General features: G+C 38.1%; 18 protein-coding genes. 10 read left to right on the forward strand and 8 right to left on the reverse strand.

Translation table 11 applies throughout. The annotated features are described in order from the left end of the window. Positions 1 to 12 precede the first annotated feature (12 nt). Genes L950_RS19285 through L950_RS19305 form a run of 5 tightly spaced genes read left to right on the forward strand, consistent with a single transcriptional unit; the run spans position 13 to position 5,853 of the window. Complete coding sequence (locus tag L950_RS19285) at positions 13 to 1,014, forward strand: TlpA family protein disulfide reductase (RefSeq protein WP_084825501.1); 1,002 nt, start codon at positions 13 to 15, stop codon at positions 1,012 to 1,014. Further along, complete coding sequence (locus L950_RS19290; RefSeq protein WP_021190989.1) at positions 1,011 to 1,262, forward strand: hypothetical protein; 252 nt, start codon at positions 1,011 to 1,013, stop codon at positions 1,260 to 1,262. The genes L950_RS19285 and L950_RS19290 overlap by 4 nt, the downstream gene beginning before the upstream one ends. Beyond that, positions 1,259 to 3,403: a TonB-dependent receptor plug domain-containing protein gene (locus tag L950_RS19295; protein WP_031288881.1), complete on the forward strand. Its 2,145-nt coding sequence runs from the start codon at positions 1,259 to 1,261 to the stop codon at positions 3,401 to 3,403. Before L950_RS19290 ends, L950_RS19295 begins: the two co-directional genes overlap by 4 nt. Positions 3,404 to 3,447: 44 nt before the next feature. Further along, positions 3,448 to 4,461, forward strand: a complete 1,014-nt coding sequence (locus L950_RS19300) for a TonB-dependent receptor (RefSeq protein WP_197086565.1) — start codon at positions 3,448 to 3,450, stop codon at positions 4,459 to 4,461. A 36-nt stretch (positions 4,462 to 4,497) separates the two neighbouring features. Next, entirely contained in the window at positions 4,498 to 5,853 is a 1,356-nt protein-coding gene (locus L950_RS19305) for a RagB/SusD family nutrient uptake outer membrane protein (protein WP_021190990.1), read from the forward strand. 148 nt (positions 5,854 to 6,001) lie between these two features. Here the strand turns inward: L950_RS19305 and L950_RS19310 are convergent, their stop codons facing one another. The 4 genes from L950_RS19310 to L950_RS19330 all read right to left on the reverse strand — a co-directional run bounded on the left by L950_RS19310 (position 6,002) and on the right by L950_RS19330 (position 9,150). Then, the gene (locus L950_RS19310; protein ID WP_021190992.1) at positions 6,002 to 6,379 is read right to left on the reverse strand and encodes a hypothetical protein; all 378 of its coding nucleotides are present in this window, start codon (positions 6,377 to 6,379) and stop codon (positions 6,002 to 6,004) included. After that, positions 6,373 to 7,113 carry a MauE/DoxX family redox-associated membrane protein gene (locus L950_RS19315; protein ID WP_021190993.1) on the reverse strand — a complete coding sequence of 247 codons (741 nt, stop codon included), beginning with the start codon at positions 7,111 to 7,113 and terminating at the stop codon, positions 6,373 to 6,375. The genes L950_RS19310 and L950_RS19315 overlap by 7 nt, the downstream gene beginning before the upstream one ends. Positions 7,114 to 7,522: 409 nt before the next feature. Beyond that, on the reverse strand, positions 7,523 to 8,611 hold the full coding sequence (locus L950_RS19325; RefSeq protein WP_046792078.1) for a hypothetical protein: 1,089 nt from the start codon (positions 8,609 to 8,611) through the stop codon (positions 7,523 to 7,525). Next, a complete protein-coding gene (locus L950_RS19330) occupies positions 8,608 to 9,150 on the reverse strand; it encodes a hypothetical protein (protein WP_021190996.1) in 543 nt (180 codons plus the stop codon). Before L950_RS19330 ends, L950_RS19325 begins: the two co-directional genes overlap by 4 nt. Positions 9,151 to 9,665: 515 nt before the next feature. Here L950_RS19330 and L950_RS19335 point away from each other — a divergent pair. The 5 genes from L950_RS19335 to L950_RS19355 all read left to right on the forward strand — a co-directional run bounded on the left by L950_RS19335 (position 9,666) and on the right by L950_RS19355 (position 12,227). After that, positions 9,666 to 10,037 (forward strand): hypothetical protein, encoded by a 372-nt coding sequence (locus tag L950_RS19335; RefSeq protein ID WP_021190997.1) that lies wholly within the window; start codon positions 9,666 to 9,668, stop codon positions 10,035 to 10,037. A 168-nt stretch (positions 10,038 to 10,205) separates the two neighbouring features. Then, positions 10,206 to 10,700 carry a hypothetical protein gene (locus L950_RS19340; protein WP_156169765.1) on the forward strand — a complete coding sequence of 165 codons (495 nt, stop codon included), beginning with the start codon at positions 10,206 to 10,208 and terminating at the stop codon, positions 10,698 to 10,700. 35 nt (positions 10,701 to 10,735) lie between these two features. After that, positions 10,736 to 11,044 (forward strand): hypothetical protein, encoded by a 309-nt coding sequence (locus L950_RS19345; protein WP_021190999.1) that lies wholly within the window; start codon positions 10,736 to 10,738, stop codon positions 11,042 to 11,044. Between the two features lie 160 nt (positions 11,045 to 11,204). After that, positions 11,205 to 11,834, forward strand: coding sequence for a hypothetical protein (locus L950_RS19350; RefSeq protein ID WP_021191000.1), 630 nt, complete (start codon positions 11,205 to 11,207; stop codon positions 11,832 to 11,834). 147 nt (positions 11,835 to 11,981) lie between these two features. After that, positions 11,982 to 12,227 (forward strand): hypothetical protein, encoded by a 246-nt coding sequence (locus L950_RS19355; RefSeq protein ID WP_021191001.1) that lies wholly within the window; start codon positions 11,982 to 11,984, stop codon positions 12,225 to 12,227. A gap of 181 nt (positions 12,228 to 12,408) precedes the next feature. Here L950_RS19355 and L950_RS19365 read toward each other — a convergent pair whose 3' ends face one another. The 4 genes from L950_RS19365 to L950_RS30770 all read right to left on the reverse strand — a co-directional run bounded on the left by L950_RS19365 (position 12,409) and on the right by L950_RS30770 (position 15,759). Then, the gene (locus L950_RS19365) at positions 12,409 to 13,470 is read right to left on the reverse strand and encodes a Gfo/Idh/MocA family protein (protein ID WP_197086566.1); all 1,062 of its coding nucleotides are present in this window, start codon (positions 13,468 to 13,470) and stop codon (positions 12,409 to 12,411) included. Further along, complete coding sequence (locus tag L950_RS30765) at positions 13,389 to 13,769, reverse strand: hypothetical protein (protein WP_197086567.1); 381 nt, start codon at positions 13,767 to 13,769, stop codon at positions 13,389 to 13,391. The genes L950_RS19365 and L950_RS30765 overlap by 82 nt, the downstream gene beginning before the upstream one ends. Before the next feature lie 266 nt (positions 13,770 to 14,035). Beyond that, a complete protein-coding gene (locus L950_RS19370) occupies positions 14,036 to 15,346 on the reverse strand; it encodes an amidohydrolase (RefSeq protein WP_021191003.1) in 1,311 nt (436 codons plus the stop codon). Beyond that, entirely contained in the window at positions 15,346 to 15,759 is a 414-nt protein-coding gene (locus L950_RS30770; RefSeq protein WP_021191004.1) for an amidohydrolase family protein, read from the reverse strand. The genes L950_RS19370 and L950_RS30770 overlap by 1 nt, the downstream gene beginning before the upstream one ends. Between the last annotated feature and the right edge of the window lie 377 nt (positions 15,760 to 16,136).

Consider the following 16,136-nt stretch of genomic DNA (forward strand, 5'->3'; position numbering starts at 1 on the left):
GGCTGATGGGTTATCTCATCTTATGGCGCTAAAGCCGGAGACAAGATCCCCGATGCTGTTTGGAGCCAAACACTTGAACTCAACTATTTTGACGGCAAAAAGAAAACAATCAAGTTTTCAGACCTCAAAGGAAAGCTGATCATATTAGATTTCTGGGCGACCTGGTGTCCTTCGTGTATTGAAGGATTTCCGCATATGCAAGAGGTAAAAAATATAAGAAAGGATAATATTGAGGTATTTCTTGTCAATAGTATTCAAACAAAAGATACGCATAAACGGGTAAATGAAGTAATAAAGAGGTATACAGATAAATATGATTACCAGGCCGATTTACCATATATTTTTGGAGATACACTATTTCAGAAACTATTCCCGCATAACACACTGCCCCATGTTGTATGGATTAATAAAGAGGGTATGCTTGTTGCGAATACTTATCCTAATGCGCTAACAAGAGAGAATATTAATGCTGTTCTAAGTAATGGAAATGTAAATCTCCACCAGAAAGAGCTTAGAAGGGATAGTGAAAAGTCTAAAATATCTGATCATTGGTTATTTAATGGTTGCTACGGTGGTTCATTATTTAAAACATATGAGGAAGGACAAAGCCCCAGTTATGGGAAATATTCATTTAATGAAGATCATACAAGTTTCCAGATCGTTAATCTAAGTTTTCCAGTGCTTTTAGCAATGGCATTTGATAAAGAACTGAAAGGAATTCCGTGGAGACATTGGGTCTTTGATTCAGAGGCTCGCTTTTATAATAAGCGAGAAATACTCGCGACTGGTTATAAAAATATATTCTCCTATGAGATGCTTGTCAAGGGGCAGGTATCAAAAGCTACGGTAAAACAAAGTTTTAGGGAAGATTTTAAACAGTTTTTTGGAATAGATATCTCGGTAGCGGAGAAGCCGATCGATGTGTGGAAGATTGTACCTAATGCAAAGATTGAAGAGATAAAAGTAGAGGTGGGATTCCGGAGGTCTTTACGGGAGATTCAAAAACTGAAATGAAATTTCGTAATATTCCTTTGGAACTGTTGATAGACAATCTAAGCCTTTATTTTATTAGACCGCTGTTGTTAGAGGAAAATAATCAGCTACGTGTAGATATTACAATCCCAAGGGATTTTGGTGACTGGGACGATCATAAACGAATGTCATTTCTGGATAGTATGGGATTAGAATTAGTTCCGCTAAACAAATCCCTTCTATATGCTAGATTTTCACCGAATAATGTGGGAGAGGAGAGCGGGTCATGAGGTTTTTACTTATACTATTTTTTGGGCTGTACGGATTTACCTCATCTGGTCAAAGTATGATCAGTGGTACGGTCGTTTCGAAAGAAAATAATCGTCCACTTCCGGGTGTCACTGTTCAGAATATTAAGTCAAAATTCAGCTTCAAGAGTGAAGCGGATGGAAGCTTTCAGTTTAAAGGAAAACTAACTGATACCATACGTTTTTCGATTTTGGGCTATCAAGAATTGAGGCTGACGATAAAAGATCTGGTTGCAGATGATAAAGTCATGATGACGGCTACAAATAATTATTTGGATGAGGTGGAGATCAACACGGGGTATCAGATCCTTAAACCGAATGAGACGACCGGTGCTGTGGACGTCATATCTAACGATATGCTTAATCAACAGACCGGGACCCGTATTTTGGATCGGCTCAATAATGTGGCTTCAGGCTTAAGGTTTGAAAATAAACCCACTACTGTTCCAGATCGACAAAAGTTAAACTTTTCTGTTCGCGGTTTGAGTACTATCGAAGGAAACCTTGATCCCTTGATCGTGCTGGATGGATTTATATATGAAGGCGATGTCGCAAATATAGATCCCAATAGCGTAGAGTCAATCACAATATTAAAAGATGCGGCGGCTAGCGCGATATGGGGGGCGAGAGCGGGCAATGGGGTTGTTGTTATTTCATCGAAGAAAGGTAGCCGGAATAATGCTGGGAATATTAACCTTTCTTTTGGAAGCACGCTAATTTCTAGAACTAAGCCAGATCTCAGGCAACGGTATCAGCCTTCAAATAGCGACTATATTGCTATAGAGTCAATGCTTTTTAAAAATGGATTTTACGATAAGATAACGGATAGATCTCCATTTATCTCAGTAACTCCTGCCATTGATATATTTGATCGGGCCAAACGTGGATTGCTGACGCCGGGGGACTCAGCCGGCATGATCGCTGAGCTTTTGTTAAATAATGGAAGGAAGGAGTATAGCGATCTGTTTCTTGAAAACCCTTTTTCTCAACAATATTCGCTGAACTTTTCAGGGAGTAGCCAGCAATATGCTTATGGATTTTATGGCGGGTATACCAAAGATATAAATGAATATGCAGGTCGTTTCAAAAAGCTCAACTTGCGGTTGACCAATAGTTTCCATCCGACCGAGAGGTTGAATATTGAATTTAACCTTTTCTTTACAAATAGTCTTGATCTCTCAGGAAAACCTACCTATGAGTCGCTAACTTATAATGGCAAGTCGGTACCCTATTTGAGTTTTTATAGAAGTGATGGAACAGAGCGCGCATTCTCTCCGGATTTTAGAGAAACATATATGTCTGAAAACTACGGTCAACCTTATATGGATTGGGGGTATTATCCATTATCCGACTATAGAAATTCAACGACCACAACTCGTTTGAATGAATGGTTTGCAACAATAAATGGTAAATATAAATTTTTTCCTTTTTTGGATCTAAACGTCGGATTTCAATATCAATCGCAAACAACAGATGCTCAAGATCTTTTTAAAGAGCAAAGTTATTACGCGAGAAAGAGTGTCAATCAATATATGGAAGTATCAAACGGTGGAAATACAGTGACCTACCACATTCCAAAAGGCGGAATTAGAAATGCAGATATTTCCAGCGGACAATCTTATACTGCCCGAACACAATTGAATCTAAACAAATCTTGGCGCATACATCGTCTGATCGGAATGCTGGGAGGAGAGATCCGGGAAACAGTAGCTAATGGAGAAAATTATCGGGTGTATGGTTATAAAGAAAAGCCTTTGCAAACAATCCCAGTTGACTATACGACCTATTTTACCATTTTGCCTTCTATGATTCCCTTGGGAATTCCGGGAAATCCCACTTTCACTGAGCGTATAAATAGATTTGTCTCGCTATATGCTAATTGGAGCTACATATTTAAAGATAAGTACGCATGGTCCGGTAGTTTTAGAAAGGATGGTGCAAATATCTTTGGAGCGCGTACCAATGAAAAGTGGACACCGCTGTGGTCCGCAGGTATGTCTTGGGATATTAGAAAAGAGGAATTTTTACAATTGAAAAAGATCGATAGGCTGAAGTTACGTGCTACGTATGGCTATAGCGGAAATGTTGATTTACGTAAGACGCCAGAGCCATTGCTAGTGTGACCTCTGGTACGTATACTAGATTTCCCGCTTTGACCATTTCAACGTTGAACGACCCATCGCTGCGCTGGGAAAAAGTTTCTACATTCAATCTCGGAATGGATTTTTCGGTTTTTAAAAATCGGATAGCAGGTAGTATTGACTTTTATATCAAAACTGGCAAAGACTTGTATGGACTTACCGAATTTGACTATACTACCTGGGGTAAATCCAATACAGTAACTAAAAACGTTGCGTCAATGAGGGGCAAAGGTTGGGATTTCAACTTGACAACTAAAAATATTGATAAACAAATTAAGTGGAATTCTCATCTTTTATTGAATTTGAACAAGAATAAAACAATAGCTTACTATCGTAAGCTGAATACTGGTGTTTTCTCCTTTCTGGGCGATGGCAATGCAATAACACCCATAACAGGTATGCCGCTCAACGCGATTGCTGCCTTTGCTTGGATGGGGCTGGATGATCAAGGAAATCCTCAGGGAATCCTTAATGGTAAAGGGAGCAAAGATTATACAGGTATCAATAATTCTTCTTTGAATGATGGCACAGCAGGAGGCAGCATCGTTTTTTATGGATCTGCTAAACCTCAGGTTTTCGGTTCGTTGTCAAATTCATTTGAGTGGAAAGATTGGAGTCTGTCTTTTAATGTCAGTTTCAAAGCCGATTATTACTTTAGAAAACCTGCAACTTCTTATTATAATCTGTTTAATAAGGGAGTGGCCTATCCTGATTTTGAACTGCGATGGCAGAATAGTGGGGATGAGGCTTATAAAGTTATGCCAGCACTGCAATATCCACTAGAATCGTTTAGGGACGCTTTTTATCAACAATCTGAAGTTAATGTGTTGAAAGCTGATCACCTTAGATTGGAGTATGTGAACCTTGCGTGGACCAAGGATTTTAATGTACCCAAGCGAAAGATGAAGTTAAAGGTTTATGCCAATGCAAGTAATCTTGGACTGATTTGGACGAGCAATAAGAAACATATTGATCCCGAGTTCCCATATCAGATAAAACCTCCAAAACCATTGTCCCTAGGCTTTCAGCTAAATTATTGACCTAATAAATTTCGATATGAAAAATGTAATTAAACAATGCCAATTTTATGGCATATTGATTTTTGTATTTCCCCTTTTTTTGGTGCTTGTAATAAATATTTGGATGTTCAATCTAACAAAAATCAGGTAGTGCCGAAAGACTTGATTGATCTTCAACAGATTTTGGATGGTGCCCAGAACATCAACCTTAATTTTTGTTCTATTGGAGAAGTTTCAGCTGATGATTATTTTTTGAAGCAACGGGTATTTGACGGCTTAAGTGAAGAGGGCAGAATGTTTTATACATGGGAAAATCCTGTTTATAATTTTAATAATGATTGGGCTAAGGCGTATATACCTGTTTACAATTGCAATCTGGTGCTCGATAAACTGAAAGGAATAGAAAGGACAGCTCTTAATACAGATGATTGGAATAATGTGAAAGGTAGCGCTCTTTTTTATAGAGCTAGTCAATACCTTAGTTTGGTTTGGACATACAGTAAAGCGTTTAATGAAAAGACATCATCCGCAGATCTCGGAATAGTGCTGCGTGAGTCCCCAGATTTCAATATGAAATCCGAACGTTCGACCGTATCACAGTCTTATCGGGTTATTTTGAATGATCTTTTGCAAGCTGCCGAATTATTGTCGGAGCATGCAATACATAGCATGAGACCTTCCAAACTGGCGGCATATGGCGCATTGGCCAGAACTTATCTTTCGATGGCGAAATACGACTCAGCATATTATTATGCAGATAAAGTCCTATCCGTAAAACATGAACTTCTTGATTTTAATGACGCAACTCTAATCGATGTAAAAAGTTCATATCCCTTGGCGAGGTTTAATAAGGAGACATTGGGATATTTTGAACTTGTGACGATTAATGCACAAATAGGTATCAACTATGCAAATATAGATACAAACCTATATCAGTCTTATCGGCATGACGATCTAAGAAAACTTGCGTTTTTCAAAGTAAATGCAGATGGTTATGTTTCATTTAAGGGAAGCTATTCGGGAAGCGCAAACTTATTTGGCGGGCTTGCTGTTGATGAAATGTTCCTGATACGCTCAGAATGTCTGGTAAGATTAGGAAATGTTAAAAGCGGCTTGAATGATATGGATTATCTGTTGACTCACAGGTATAAAACTGGAGCTTATCTAGCTAGTAACTTTAATAATAAAGATATGGCTCTTGATTTTGTGCTGGAAGAAAGAAGAAAGGAACTTTTATTTCGGGGTCTGAGATGGATCGATTTAAAGCGGTTAAATCAGGAAGGAAAGCAGATTTATATAAAACGAGTGGTCAACGGAAAAGAATATGGCCTAAGGCCTGGGGATAATCGCTATGCAATACCACTTCCTGAAGATGTGATAAAAACAACAGGGATACCTCAAAATCCTGTCTGAATATAGGATGCATAGATAGTTCGTGTCAGTAGCTGTTTTAAGGAGAAAGCAGAATCTTTTTGATTCTGCTTTCTTTTTTTGTAATAGCTCATTACATCAGTTTGGATTTCTTAATTTCCAAATTGATTTTAATGATAGCTAAAGAGAACTAATTCCTGTTGTGGATTTGAAGTTCAGTTTGGCTATTACCACCATTTCTTTGAGGGATATAACCTGATCCTGTGAAACTTTCATCCAACTGAATTTTCGTTGGATCGAGTTCTCCACTCGAAGTCAAATCAGTTGATTCCACTTCCATAGAACAAGCTAAGTTCTCACCCTCACAGGATGGACTGCTCGAGGAGATTTTCCAGTTCGATTCATCGGCGACTTCGCCGGGATTCGTAGGATCTCCATCAAAAACAACTGTTACAGGGCTTAATTTTTTCCCTGAATAAACCTCAGCACTTTTAAATGCTGAAAAACCGAAAATCATGGCTCCTCCTAATATCATGTAGCCATAATTGTTTAAAAATTTGGTTAGCATACTGCTATCCTCCTTTCTGTATTGCAGACCAATAACGGGTTAGTAATTGTAGCGGCCTGCAAACCTTTGGTAAAAAATTGTCGGTACGGTTCTAAGTACCGATCATATGTGGACGCCAGTAAGCCTTTTAAGGGGCTCATGACGGTATTATGCTCTTGATAATATAGGCTTTCCGGTGTATGCCAATGATTTATTGCCCTAATACGGGTTGTACTATTGTAGGTATAGATACTCATGGCTATAAATCCGATCAACAGCAGGATAATGCTAGTTTTAATATTTGAAGGTGCCTTGTTAGCACTTCTATAAAATGATTTATTTAATATCTTTCCAAGTATCGATAAAGCTAGGATAACGCTGTTGATCACGAGATGGGTGTTCCAAGAGACGTTGCTCAAAAAGCTGCTGCACATACAGGGTTTCTGCTCATACACATCTAATACCCCTAACGCGGTATAGACTGTAAAGACTGAAATAAGTAGGATTGAAGCTTTCCAGCCCCAAGACTGTACTTTCTGTGATGGAAATGCTAACAATAAGCCTAGACTTACTTCTAATACCGGCAGTAACCAGAAAAGTACAGGTGCAAAATAGCTGATAATGGGCTGCTGTGTAAGTGCGATCTTAAAAGCATGGAGCTGCCATACTTTGTCTATACCGACATAGATCCAAAAAAGGAGCATCACTATCCGTAGTAGCCCATATATTATATTGATGTTTTTATTAGTGTCCATAGCGTCAATTATTTATTTATGCTGTATTACTATTTATTTCCTAACCGTTACTATTTATAGCAGGCGTTTTACTATTTATTTTTAAAAACAGGGCGCCACTGTCCTTTACTCCCCGTTGTGACGGGGCGACCTGTTTAAGCGTCAGCTTATGCTTATTCGTACGCTTCAAAACAAAGATAATATGGAAAAATGCTGACCGTAGGGGTAGTGAAAGCTTGTTTTTATAAGGTGATGTACGCTTTAAAATGCTTTTGAATGGGTTGAGGGGGTAGTGGATAGGAATTTGGGCAATTTTGCCTGCTAGATGATTTCGGGTATTGGGATCAATTAGGCTACTTTTTTCAATAATATTTGGCAAGAATCGTAGGGGTAATGGGGGTATACCCCTACTTTTTTCATTTTTTTGTATTTAACTGCGTAAATCAGGAAATTTTTTATGTAATTCGTTCCGCATGACCATTAATATTTGATCAATGTTTGCGGCAGCTTCATATTCTGAAGTTTTATCACTTTTAGTTAGGCTATGTGTTGAAAGTAATTTCCCATCCTTGGTTTTGATCAATTTAGAGAATTCATAAGCCACTTCTTTTTTTTCTGAAGATTGCGTGACCCCGGCTTTGACGCATAGATCCATCCAGAGCGTAAGCTCTTTGCCATTTAAGTTGCTATGGAGGTATTGTTCGACTTGATCAATGGCTGCGTGGTGTGATCCATTGGTTTTAGTTTGTACATATTCGCACATCAGTTTGAGTAAACTGGTGCTATTGTTATTGTAAGCAAAGCCCCGAATACAGGAGAAATGTTTGGGAAAGCGCAACAGGCCATCCATAAAGGATGGATCGTCCATATACATTTCTTTCCAGCGGTTGAAAAATCCCATATGGTTAAAATTGAAGTTGATCATCAATACCAAAAAGCGAAATTGCCAGTTTTTATTGCTGCGGTCGTCTTTGGCCAGCTGGTGCAGTGCATCCACAAACTGGATTAAATAATCTTGGTGCCGATATTGGATATAAGGGATCTTACCTTCTTCAAAAAGACTGTTAATCGCGGAAAGGATTTCGTCCAGGTATACCTGAGGGATCTGCTTGTTTGCTAATCTGTCAAATATGCTGTGGATATGGTTCTCGACATATGTCCTGATCTTGTGCTGATAATGATTCGGAAGTATTGTACCCGGATCGATATCATTTTTAAACAAAAATTCAATCCGCTCGAGCAGTTCTTCTAGTGCTGATAAAGCACTACGATCTTCTATATTTCGATCCAAACAGAAGCCATTGAGTTTCTGGTGCAGACGAAGTAATTGCGTGTGATATAAGCGTACCGCCTGACGGGCGGTATCGACGCTAATGGCCTGACGATAGGCGTGCAATGACTCAGAAAAATTATCGGAACAAGCTACTGAAATGGAATATAACCGAGATGGTATTTCCTTCGCGTCTAGACGTTCGAGGGTTTCTACCTGTAGTGTAAGGGACTGTAGACTTACGATCATTTATACCTCCTTTTGATATCTTTATGGTACCAGGGCCAGCCGTATGCGCCTGGGTGCACCTGCAATATAAGTGTATCACCTTCTTTGCTGCGCTCATGCAACCTGGGATTGACATCCATAGAAACATGGTGATCTTTACCTTCAAGATGAAATGAAAACCATAGTTCATGGATATCACAACAGACAGGGCATTTTTGGATCACGACTGCAGGAATGTGTACCGATTTTGCATTTGGTATATATTGACAGTTATTCAAGATCAGGATCATACGTATATACCAAGTGCAGGTAATAATCATGATCGGAAATTGAATACAGCAGATCTTGATCAGGTTTGTATTTTTATAAAATAAGAAATATGCAAGGCTGCATACACCTAAAGCTAAGGCTATTCCATATTTTAAAGCGATCCAAAACGGCTGTGAAACCAGTAGCAACTTATAGGGCAGACGATCAAAAACTGAAATACTGCTGATCATCATGCAGATAAAAAAAATAAAGAAAAGTTGCATCACGACCTGATGATTACGAATCTCCAAACAAGGAATCAGCAAAACAAGGATGCCAATACTGTAAACTTGTAAATAGAATGTTGATGCTAAAAAAGTCCATACAATGTGACTAAGACTGCTAGTATAATAAGTATATAATTGCGACTGAACAAGCTGAAATTTTTGTTTATTATTCTCATACGCAGCGATTTATATCAATTGTTTATTGTGAATTAAAATTACCCATAAACACAGCTATTATGTCTAAATGTTATATATATTTCAATAAGAGCATATTTTTTACATTAAGAGTCTTCTTTTCCCAATAAGAACCGGAATTACAACAGCGAAGGGAGTTATTTTTTTGATTTAAGATACTTATTGCCACTTTCTGACAAATAGGTTTGCTACGTTTTCCTAATTAAGTATACTGCTTATCGAAATATTGGCTAAATTTAGATAACGAAAAATTCTTACTGACAAGAAATTTCATAATACACTGCTATCATAGCTGTTTAATAATTTAGCAGCTATGGGGCAGTGTGCGATTAAAACTATTAATTATGAAAAGTAGCCAATTGATCATGTATCCCAAGGGTACGGAAGTAGACGTGCATTATCCAGATTTTATTTGGTTATGTATTGCTTCTTTTGCCTTTGGCGGTGTATGCTGGTATCTGGGTTACCTTGGGGCTGCTGCTGCCTGGCTTGAAAACACCTCGGTCGTTGTGAGCTATCTGTTTTATGTATTGATCGTATTCCTAGCTTTCTTTTATATCCGGGCATTGATCATCGTACTTGATAGAAAGCAGAACTGGTTACTGAATCCACAAAAACGTTTTGCTACCCAACTTTTCACTTGCTGTTTACTGCCTACACTATTTTTATTTGGGGTGATTAGACCTGTGGCTATACCGAAGGATGAGTGGCTCTGACTTCCGCTATTGGTGATTTTTGGCGGTGTCCTGTTCTTGAATATCTTGTATACAAGCTGTTTTTTTGTTGCTCTCGATCGTAAAAGGAGGTGCTCTATTCTTGAATTAGAGCGGATGGTATTGCATCGGGATCTAAAGATTTCAATTCTTAATGAACAGTTACAAAGCATGTCATCGATTGAAAATGAGGCCGAAGAAATTACTGTGGCAGAGGGGGCTGAAAAGGAAACGGATCTAACGGAAGAAATAGATCTTTCTCGGGTAAAATCAATCGATCCAGAGCAGGAGGAATTTTTATTAAACAACAGATTTCTCACTCAAAAAATTATGTATTCCGAACTAGGTCTATTTGCATTTGAGAACAATAATAATACGCCGATCGTACAGCTTTACCTAAAGACGGATATGGGTGAGCCTATAGCCTGTGAGCAACGGAGCTTAAATGAAGTGGTACGTGACACAAATGGATTTGTACAGAAGATAGGCCGCTATCATGCAGTAGCTGCTGATATGATACACGCTTGCAATCTCTTAAAAGGGGGAAGGCTTCGGATTGTACTGAAAGTTCCTTTCGAAGGGAAGGTCGATTTTGAGGTATCAGCAAAAATAGCTAGACGTATCAAGGGCTGGGTCATGCTTCAGGTGCCTATTGAAAAGGAATAATTTACTGAAATATAAACGTTTTAAAATAACGGATTATGGAAACATTAAAGGGGAGAAGATGGAAATGCCGTGCAACTGGAAAAGTTGGATTTCCATCAATGATCGAAGCACAGGGGGCAATGCTCCAATTTAAATTCAAATCACGGATTAGAAACAAGACAGACGGTAAGCGTATCAAACATCGGATGGGAAAATATGCTTGCAAGAGAGCTTACTATTGTAAGCTCTGCAGGGGATATCACATCACCAAATGGGATACCACTCATTTTAATAATTATAAAACTAAAGTTGAATCTTGGGAGATAAAAGATATTCATGGAAGTTGGAAATATTTAATGGAATAGTCTTGTGAGCGGGATTGTGTTATAAGTTTGGCAAAAACTAGCGTAAGTTGCCGAACTTATATTTGATTGCTACTTAGGATTTAATTTTAAAGGCTATTATAGGATTTTACAGTAACCAAATAAATATTGCCATCATATTAAATAACCTTATATTTATCGAATGAAAAAATATTTAGTACTTATAAGTCTATTTTTTTTCTCCGTAATGTCAGTAAGAGCACAAAATGCTAAGCTAGTAGGAGAGCGGGAGATTTCAGTTTATAAAGTTATAGCTAAGACATCTGATGGAATTATCAAAGGTATTTTGCAAAAAGCTACACCCGATCAGGTGGAGATAATGACTGATAAAGGGATCAATGCAATTAAGCCAGAGTCCCTTAAGTCCTTAAAAATTAAATTTGATAAAAAGAAAAATGTTCCCGTTTTTCGGCATATTGCACAATCGGCTGTTGACGTAATCGCTGATCCAAAGTATACAAACACAGTAAATAATACTGGAAAGAATATATATGGCAATCAGATAGCGATTGATGAGCAGGAAACTCCATTAGGCGATAGATTATTAGTGGGGAGTGCAATGATGGCAGGTGCAGTTCTTGGGAATGAGTTGGTAAAACTTGTTCCTCCGGCGACCATTGAAACATTCAAAATTGCTTATTCAAAAGAAAAGTATAAAAACCTGTATGATGATCTGTTAATGTATACTGTCGACATACAGTCCTCATATGAGTATGAACTTTTAATGAAAGAAAAGTTAATAAAAGCAATGAGTAAAAATATAGCAAATTAAATTCTATTTCATCGCTTATGCGCTAGGCTCTCGAGATCGAAGCTCCCTCTGAGTTCGATGATAAATATATTATAGTGATATGATTTTAGACAAAGCAAACAGATAGTTTATCAGGTGATTACGCAAAATAATAGTTATCTTGTTAAGATGAAGAGATTTATTATTGTTCCTATTATGGTATTCATATTATTTTCTTGTCAGAATAGTAATAATACAGTAGAAAGTAAAGAAATCGCTAAGGAGGAAGAACCTTATTTTAGACCTGATTACCATTATGCGCAGCAGACGCCTGATAGTTTACGAACTCCAGAACAAAATGTTTTGCTAAAGAAGCTTTCGATTGTGCTTTATGAAAATCTTGCTGTAAAGACAATAAAATGGTCTTCAACTTAAGTGAAAAAGAATTTGTGGCTAAAGGAATTCCTGTTGAATATTACGAATTAATCCAAAAAGATATGGTAAATAATAATAAATTTATCAAAGAAAATAAAATTACTAATATGGATTCAATTTTAAGAGAATCTAATAAACAGATCAAAAAATCTATAGACCTCCAGTGATTAGATTTCTCTAATTACCCCAAAAATGGATGTTTCCAAGGTGCTCGATAAGGTCTTCTTAATAATTTGGTTGCTTCAGGATCATCAATACATATTTTTTTAATAGGATCGTAGACCAATGGTCTGTTTAATAACATGGATAGATTGGCGAGAATACAACTTGCAGTTGAGATATGTCCTTCTTCAATATCAGCAATAGGGAGATGGTCATTTTCAATCGCAGATAAAAGATTCAGCATATGTTGGCGGGTAGCAGGAGCGGTGTGCAGTTCGATTCTGGGTTCATTGAGATCTGCGGGAAATTTTTCTTTCTCATAAACAACATCCATCGCAATACGCTCTCCTTTACCAACCGGAATAAACTCATATTTCATGACACTGCCTTTTAAAGTACCTTTTTCTCCATAGATAACAAATGCCCAAGGGTATTCTGGATCTGCAGGAGTTCCCCAGGACCGCATCTGCCAAACGCAATTTAAGTCAGGATATTCAAATATAGCAGTCTGTGTATCCGCAATATTGGATTTTCCGCCTTTTTGCACAAATATACCGCCTGTTGAAGTAATCTTTTCTGGCCATTTAAGTCCTAAAAGCCAACGAACAGTGTCGAACATATGCATACCCATATCGCCGGTAATGCCATTACCATACTCCATGAAAGTGCGCCACCAGCCACCATGTGGTAAACCATCATAAGGACGCAATGGAGCCGGGCCTGTCCACATTTCATAATCCAGAAAGTCAGGAACAGGTTCTACTGGAGGATTTCCATTTTTACGCATATGATAATAACAGCACATCTCGACATGTGATATTTTACCAAGCAGTCCTTGATCTATGATTCTGTTTTTAGCATCTATAAGGTGGGCTGTACTTCTTCTCTGTGTACCTACCTGTACTTTTTTATTGTGTTTTCTTGCTGTGCTCAGTATCGCTTCGCCTTCAAGAACATCAATACTAATGGGTTTTTGGAGATAAAGATGTGCACCAGAACTTATGGTGTCGATAGCTTGTTGCGCATGCCAGTGATCGGGAGTTCCGATGAGTACCAGATCCAGTTTATGTGCGTCGAGCATTGCTCTGTAATCACTGTAAGTTTTGGTACTTTTCTGGATATTTGGCGTTCACTGATCAATTTTCCAGCTTCTGCCAGATGTTTGCTGTCCACATCACAGACTGCTACAACATCAATATCTCGTACCTGCATGAGTCTAAATAGATCGCTTTTCCCGTACCAACCGGCTCCAATCAATCCGACCCGCATATTTTTAAGTGTACTTGTAGAGGAAACCCCTTTTGCTTGAAGAGCAGATAAAGTTAAAACAGCAGTAGCACCTTGAATAAATTTTCTACGGTTCAGGTTGAAATCAGGCATAATTTGTTGGTTTAGGGTTTATTAAGAGAAAACAAAGAACTGATCAAAATGTTTATTTTATTATTATTTCGCAATAAATTTACTGGTAGGTTTTATAGTTGCGGGTTCCGTTTACGATTATAGTTCGCGTTGGATATTTAACGTCATTTTTAAAATGAGTATGGAGATAAAACATTGGAGTTTTAGGTTATGTAAGATAAAAGCTAAAGAGATTTTTTACCTTACATATTCTCTTTAGCTTTTTTATACAGATCCTTAATTAATGTTTATCTTTTATAAACCGTCTTACCTTCCTTGATTGTTTCTAAGACCTGAACAGAGCGTAATTCTTTCGGATCAATGGTCAAAGGATCTTTATTTAAAATAACAAGGTCTGCAAGTTTTCCTGCTTTTAATGAACCCTTTATATCCTCTTCTTGGTATTGATAAGCGGCATTGATGGTGATCGCTTTTAACGCATCGATAACCGGAATACGTTGATCTGCACCCAGGACCATACCCGAGCGTGTTATTCTATTGACAGCAGAATACACACCTGTTATCAGATCCGGTGGCGTGACAGGAGCATCGTGGTGTATGGTAAATGTAATCCCGGCATTTTTTGCAGCATTTGCAGGACTTATAAAAGCAGCTCTTTGCGGACCGAAGACACTGTTGTAGTGCCAATCACCCCATAAATAAACATGTCCAGAGAAGTATGAAGGTATGACACCCACTTCTTTAATTTTCGCAATATGGTCAGGTCTGCTATTTTGCACATGAATGAGTGTGGCACGGATTTCCGGTTTATAAATCCCTTCTTCTTTTAATTTTTCTATTACACGCAGTGCCTGATCAATAGCAGCATCTCCGTTCACATGTAGCTGGGCGGTGATGTTTTTTGAGAAAATCGTTTTTAAATCTTCATAAAGAACTTCATCCGTAAAAATTGGGAAGCCTTTATAATCTTTGTTTTGTCCTTCAGGAGGAACTAAGTAGGGTTGTGTCAACCAGGCTGTTTTACCTTGTGGAGAGCCGTCATCCGAAAATTTGAAACCTCCAAATTTGAGGTTATTTTCATATTTCATGTAATGTGGTAAAAATGATTCCCACTCCTTTTTGTTGGCTTCAAAATCAGGAAAATAAACGATATCTGCCTTTATTAGCTTCTTGGCCGCTGCTTCTCGAAGTAAGGTAAGTCCTACACCCATAGTTCGGCCATCACATATCGTGGTTTGTCCGTAACTAAACCATTCATCCTGCGCCGCTAAAAAATCTTTAAGGGACTGTGATAAACCATCTGTTTCGGTCGGTTTTGGTAAAAGTGAGGTTAACTTTATTAGTGCCGTGAAACTGGCATTTTCTTCCAATTTCCCATTTAGACGTTGGGTTTTAGGATCGCGGCCATAATGTCCTCCCTGCGGATCTTTAGCATCTTCAGGAATCTGTAGTAACTTGAACATAGCCGTATTGATAACGCTGGCATGCCCTGAAGTGTGAATCACGATTATGGGATTTGTTGTACTTACAGCATCCAGTTCAGCACGTGTCGGATGTCTATGCTCACTAATAATCGCGTCGTCATATCCATTCCCCATCACTGGCGTAGTTGGATCCAGCTGATGTTTTTGATATAATCCTTTAGTGTGGTCTGCAGTTCTGCAATACTGTTTACTGTACCGTAAGGAGTTGGAGAAAGGTCAACAGCCTGAGACATGCCTGCTCGCGAAGTAACATGACTATGTGCATCAATAAATCCGGGCATTAACGTTTTGTTTTCTAAATCTACTTCAGCGGTTTTAGAACCAGCATAATTCATGGCTTCTTTCTTCGTACCTGCAAAAAGAATTTTCCCATCCTTAATAGCAAGTGCTTCCACTTGAGGATTACCGTCTTCCATGGTTAAGATTGGACCTCCGTAATAAAGGATGTCCGCATCATTCTTAGTGTTTTTACAACCTGTAAAGATCAAAACAAGCAAGATGATGTTTATATTGTATTTCTTCCACATAGCGTTGGTATTAGTAAATTAACTTTTTTTAAACCTTTATTGAATTTAATCAATAGTTTCTACTATAAACTGTTTTTTGCTTTTAAAGTTTTAAAAATTATTGCTGAAGCACAATAAAACAGCGTCGTAGTTGGAGAAGAGAAGTGGCTCTTAATTTCATGATAAAAAACTATAAAGCAAAAGGGCCTACAGATTAACTGTAAGCCCCTTAATGTCTGCTTTTTTACCTTAAATATTCATCTTATTTCCACCCCCCGCCAAGGTCACGGTAGGTATTTGCGACAGTATTCAACTGATCTTTTTTTGTTTTAATCAGCTCTAACTTTGCTTCTAATGCATCTCTCTGGGTCATCAGTACTTCGAAATAATCAACCCGG

Origin of the sequence: Sphingobacterium sp. IITKGP-BTPF85 (assembly GCF_001006065.1) — a bacterium.
In the GTDB taxonomy this organism is placed as follows: Bacteria; Bacteroidota; Bacteroidia; order Sphingobacteriales; family Sphingobacteriaceae; genus Sphingobacterium; species Sphingobacterium anhuiense.

What these genes read in the sequence shown, in the direction of transcription:
- L950_RS19315 (WP_021190993.1), bottom strand. Translation starts at nt 7,113, where the DNA reads ATGGACACTAATAAAAACATCAATATAATATATGGGCTACTACGGATA.
- L950_RS19310 (WP_021190992.1), bottom strand. Translation starts at nt 6,379, where the DNA reads ATGCTAACCAAATTTTTAAACAATTATGGCTACATGATATTAGGAGGA.
- L950_RS19290 (WP_021190989.1), top strand. Translation starts at nt 1,011, where the DNA reads ATGAAATTTCGTAATATTCCTTTGGAACTGTTGATAGACAATCTAAGC.
- L950_RS19365 (WP_197086566.1), bottom strand. Translation starts at nt 13,470, where the DNA reads ATGCTCGACGCACATAAACTGGATCTGGTACTCATCGGAACTCCCGAT.
- L950_RS19305 (WP_021190990.1), top strand. Translation starts at nt 4,498, where the DNA reads ATGCCAATTTTATGGCATATTGATTTTTGTATTTCCCCTTTTTTTGGT.
- L950_RS19335 (WP_021190997.1), top strand. Translation starts at nt 9,666, where the DNA reads ATGAAAAGTAGCCAATTGATCATGTATCCCAAGGGTACGGAAGTAGAC.
- L950_RS19345 (WP_021190999.1), top strand. Translation starts at nt 10,736, where the DNA reads ATGGAAACATTAAAGGGGAGAAGATGGAAATGCCGTGCAACTGGAAAA.
- L950_RS30765 (WP_197086567.1), bottom strand. Translation starts at nt 13,769, where the DNA reads ATGCCTGATTTCAACCTGAACCGTAGAAAATTTATTCAAGGTGCTACT.
- L950_RS19340 (WP_156169765.1), top strand. Translation starts at nt 10,206, where the DNA reads ATGTCATCGATTGAAAATGAGGCCGAAGAAATTACTGTGGCAGAGGGG.
- L950_RS19295 (WP_031288881.1), top strand. Translation starts at nt 1,259, where the DNA reads ATGAGGTTTTTACTTATACTATTTTTTGGGCTGTACGGATTTACCTCA.
- L950_RS19355 (WP_021191001.1), top strand. Translation starts at nt 11,982, where the DNA reads ATGAAGAGATTTATTATTGTTCCTATTATGGTATTCATATTATTTTCT.
- L950_RS19325 (WP_046792078.1), bottom strand. Translation starts at nt 8,611, where the DNA reads ATGATCGTAAGTCTACAGTCCCTTACACTACAGGTAGAAACCCTCGAA.
- L950_RS19370 (WP_021191003.1), bottom strand. Translation starts at nt 15,346, where the DNA reads ATGGGGAATGGATATGACGACGCGATTATTAGTGAGCATAGACATCCG.
- L950_RS30770 (WP_021191004.1), bottom strand. Translation starts at nt 15,759, where the DNA reads ATGTGGAAGAAATACAATATAAACATCATCTTGCTTGTTTTGATCTTT.
- L950_RS19350 (WP_021191000.1), top strand. Translation starts at nt 11,205, where the DNA reads ATGAAAAAATATTTAGTACTTATAAGTCTATTTTTTTTCTCCGTAATG.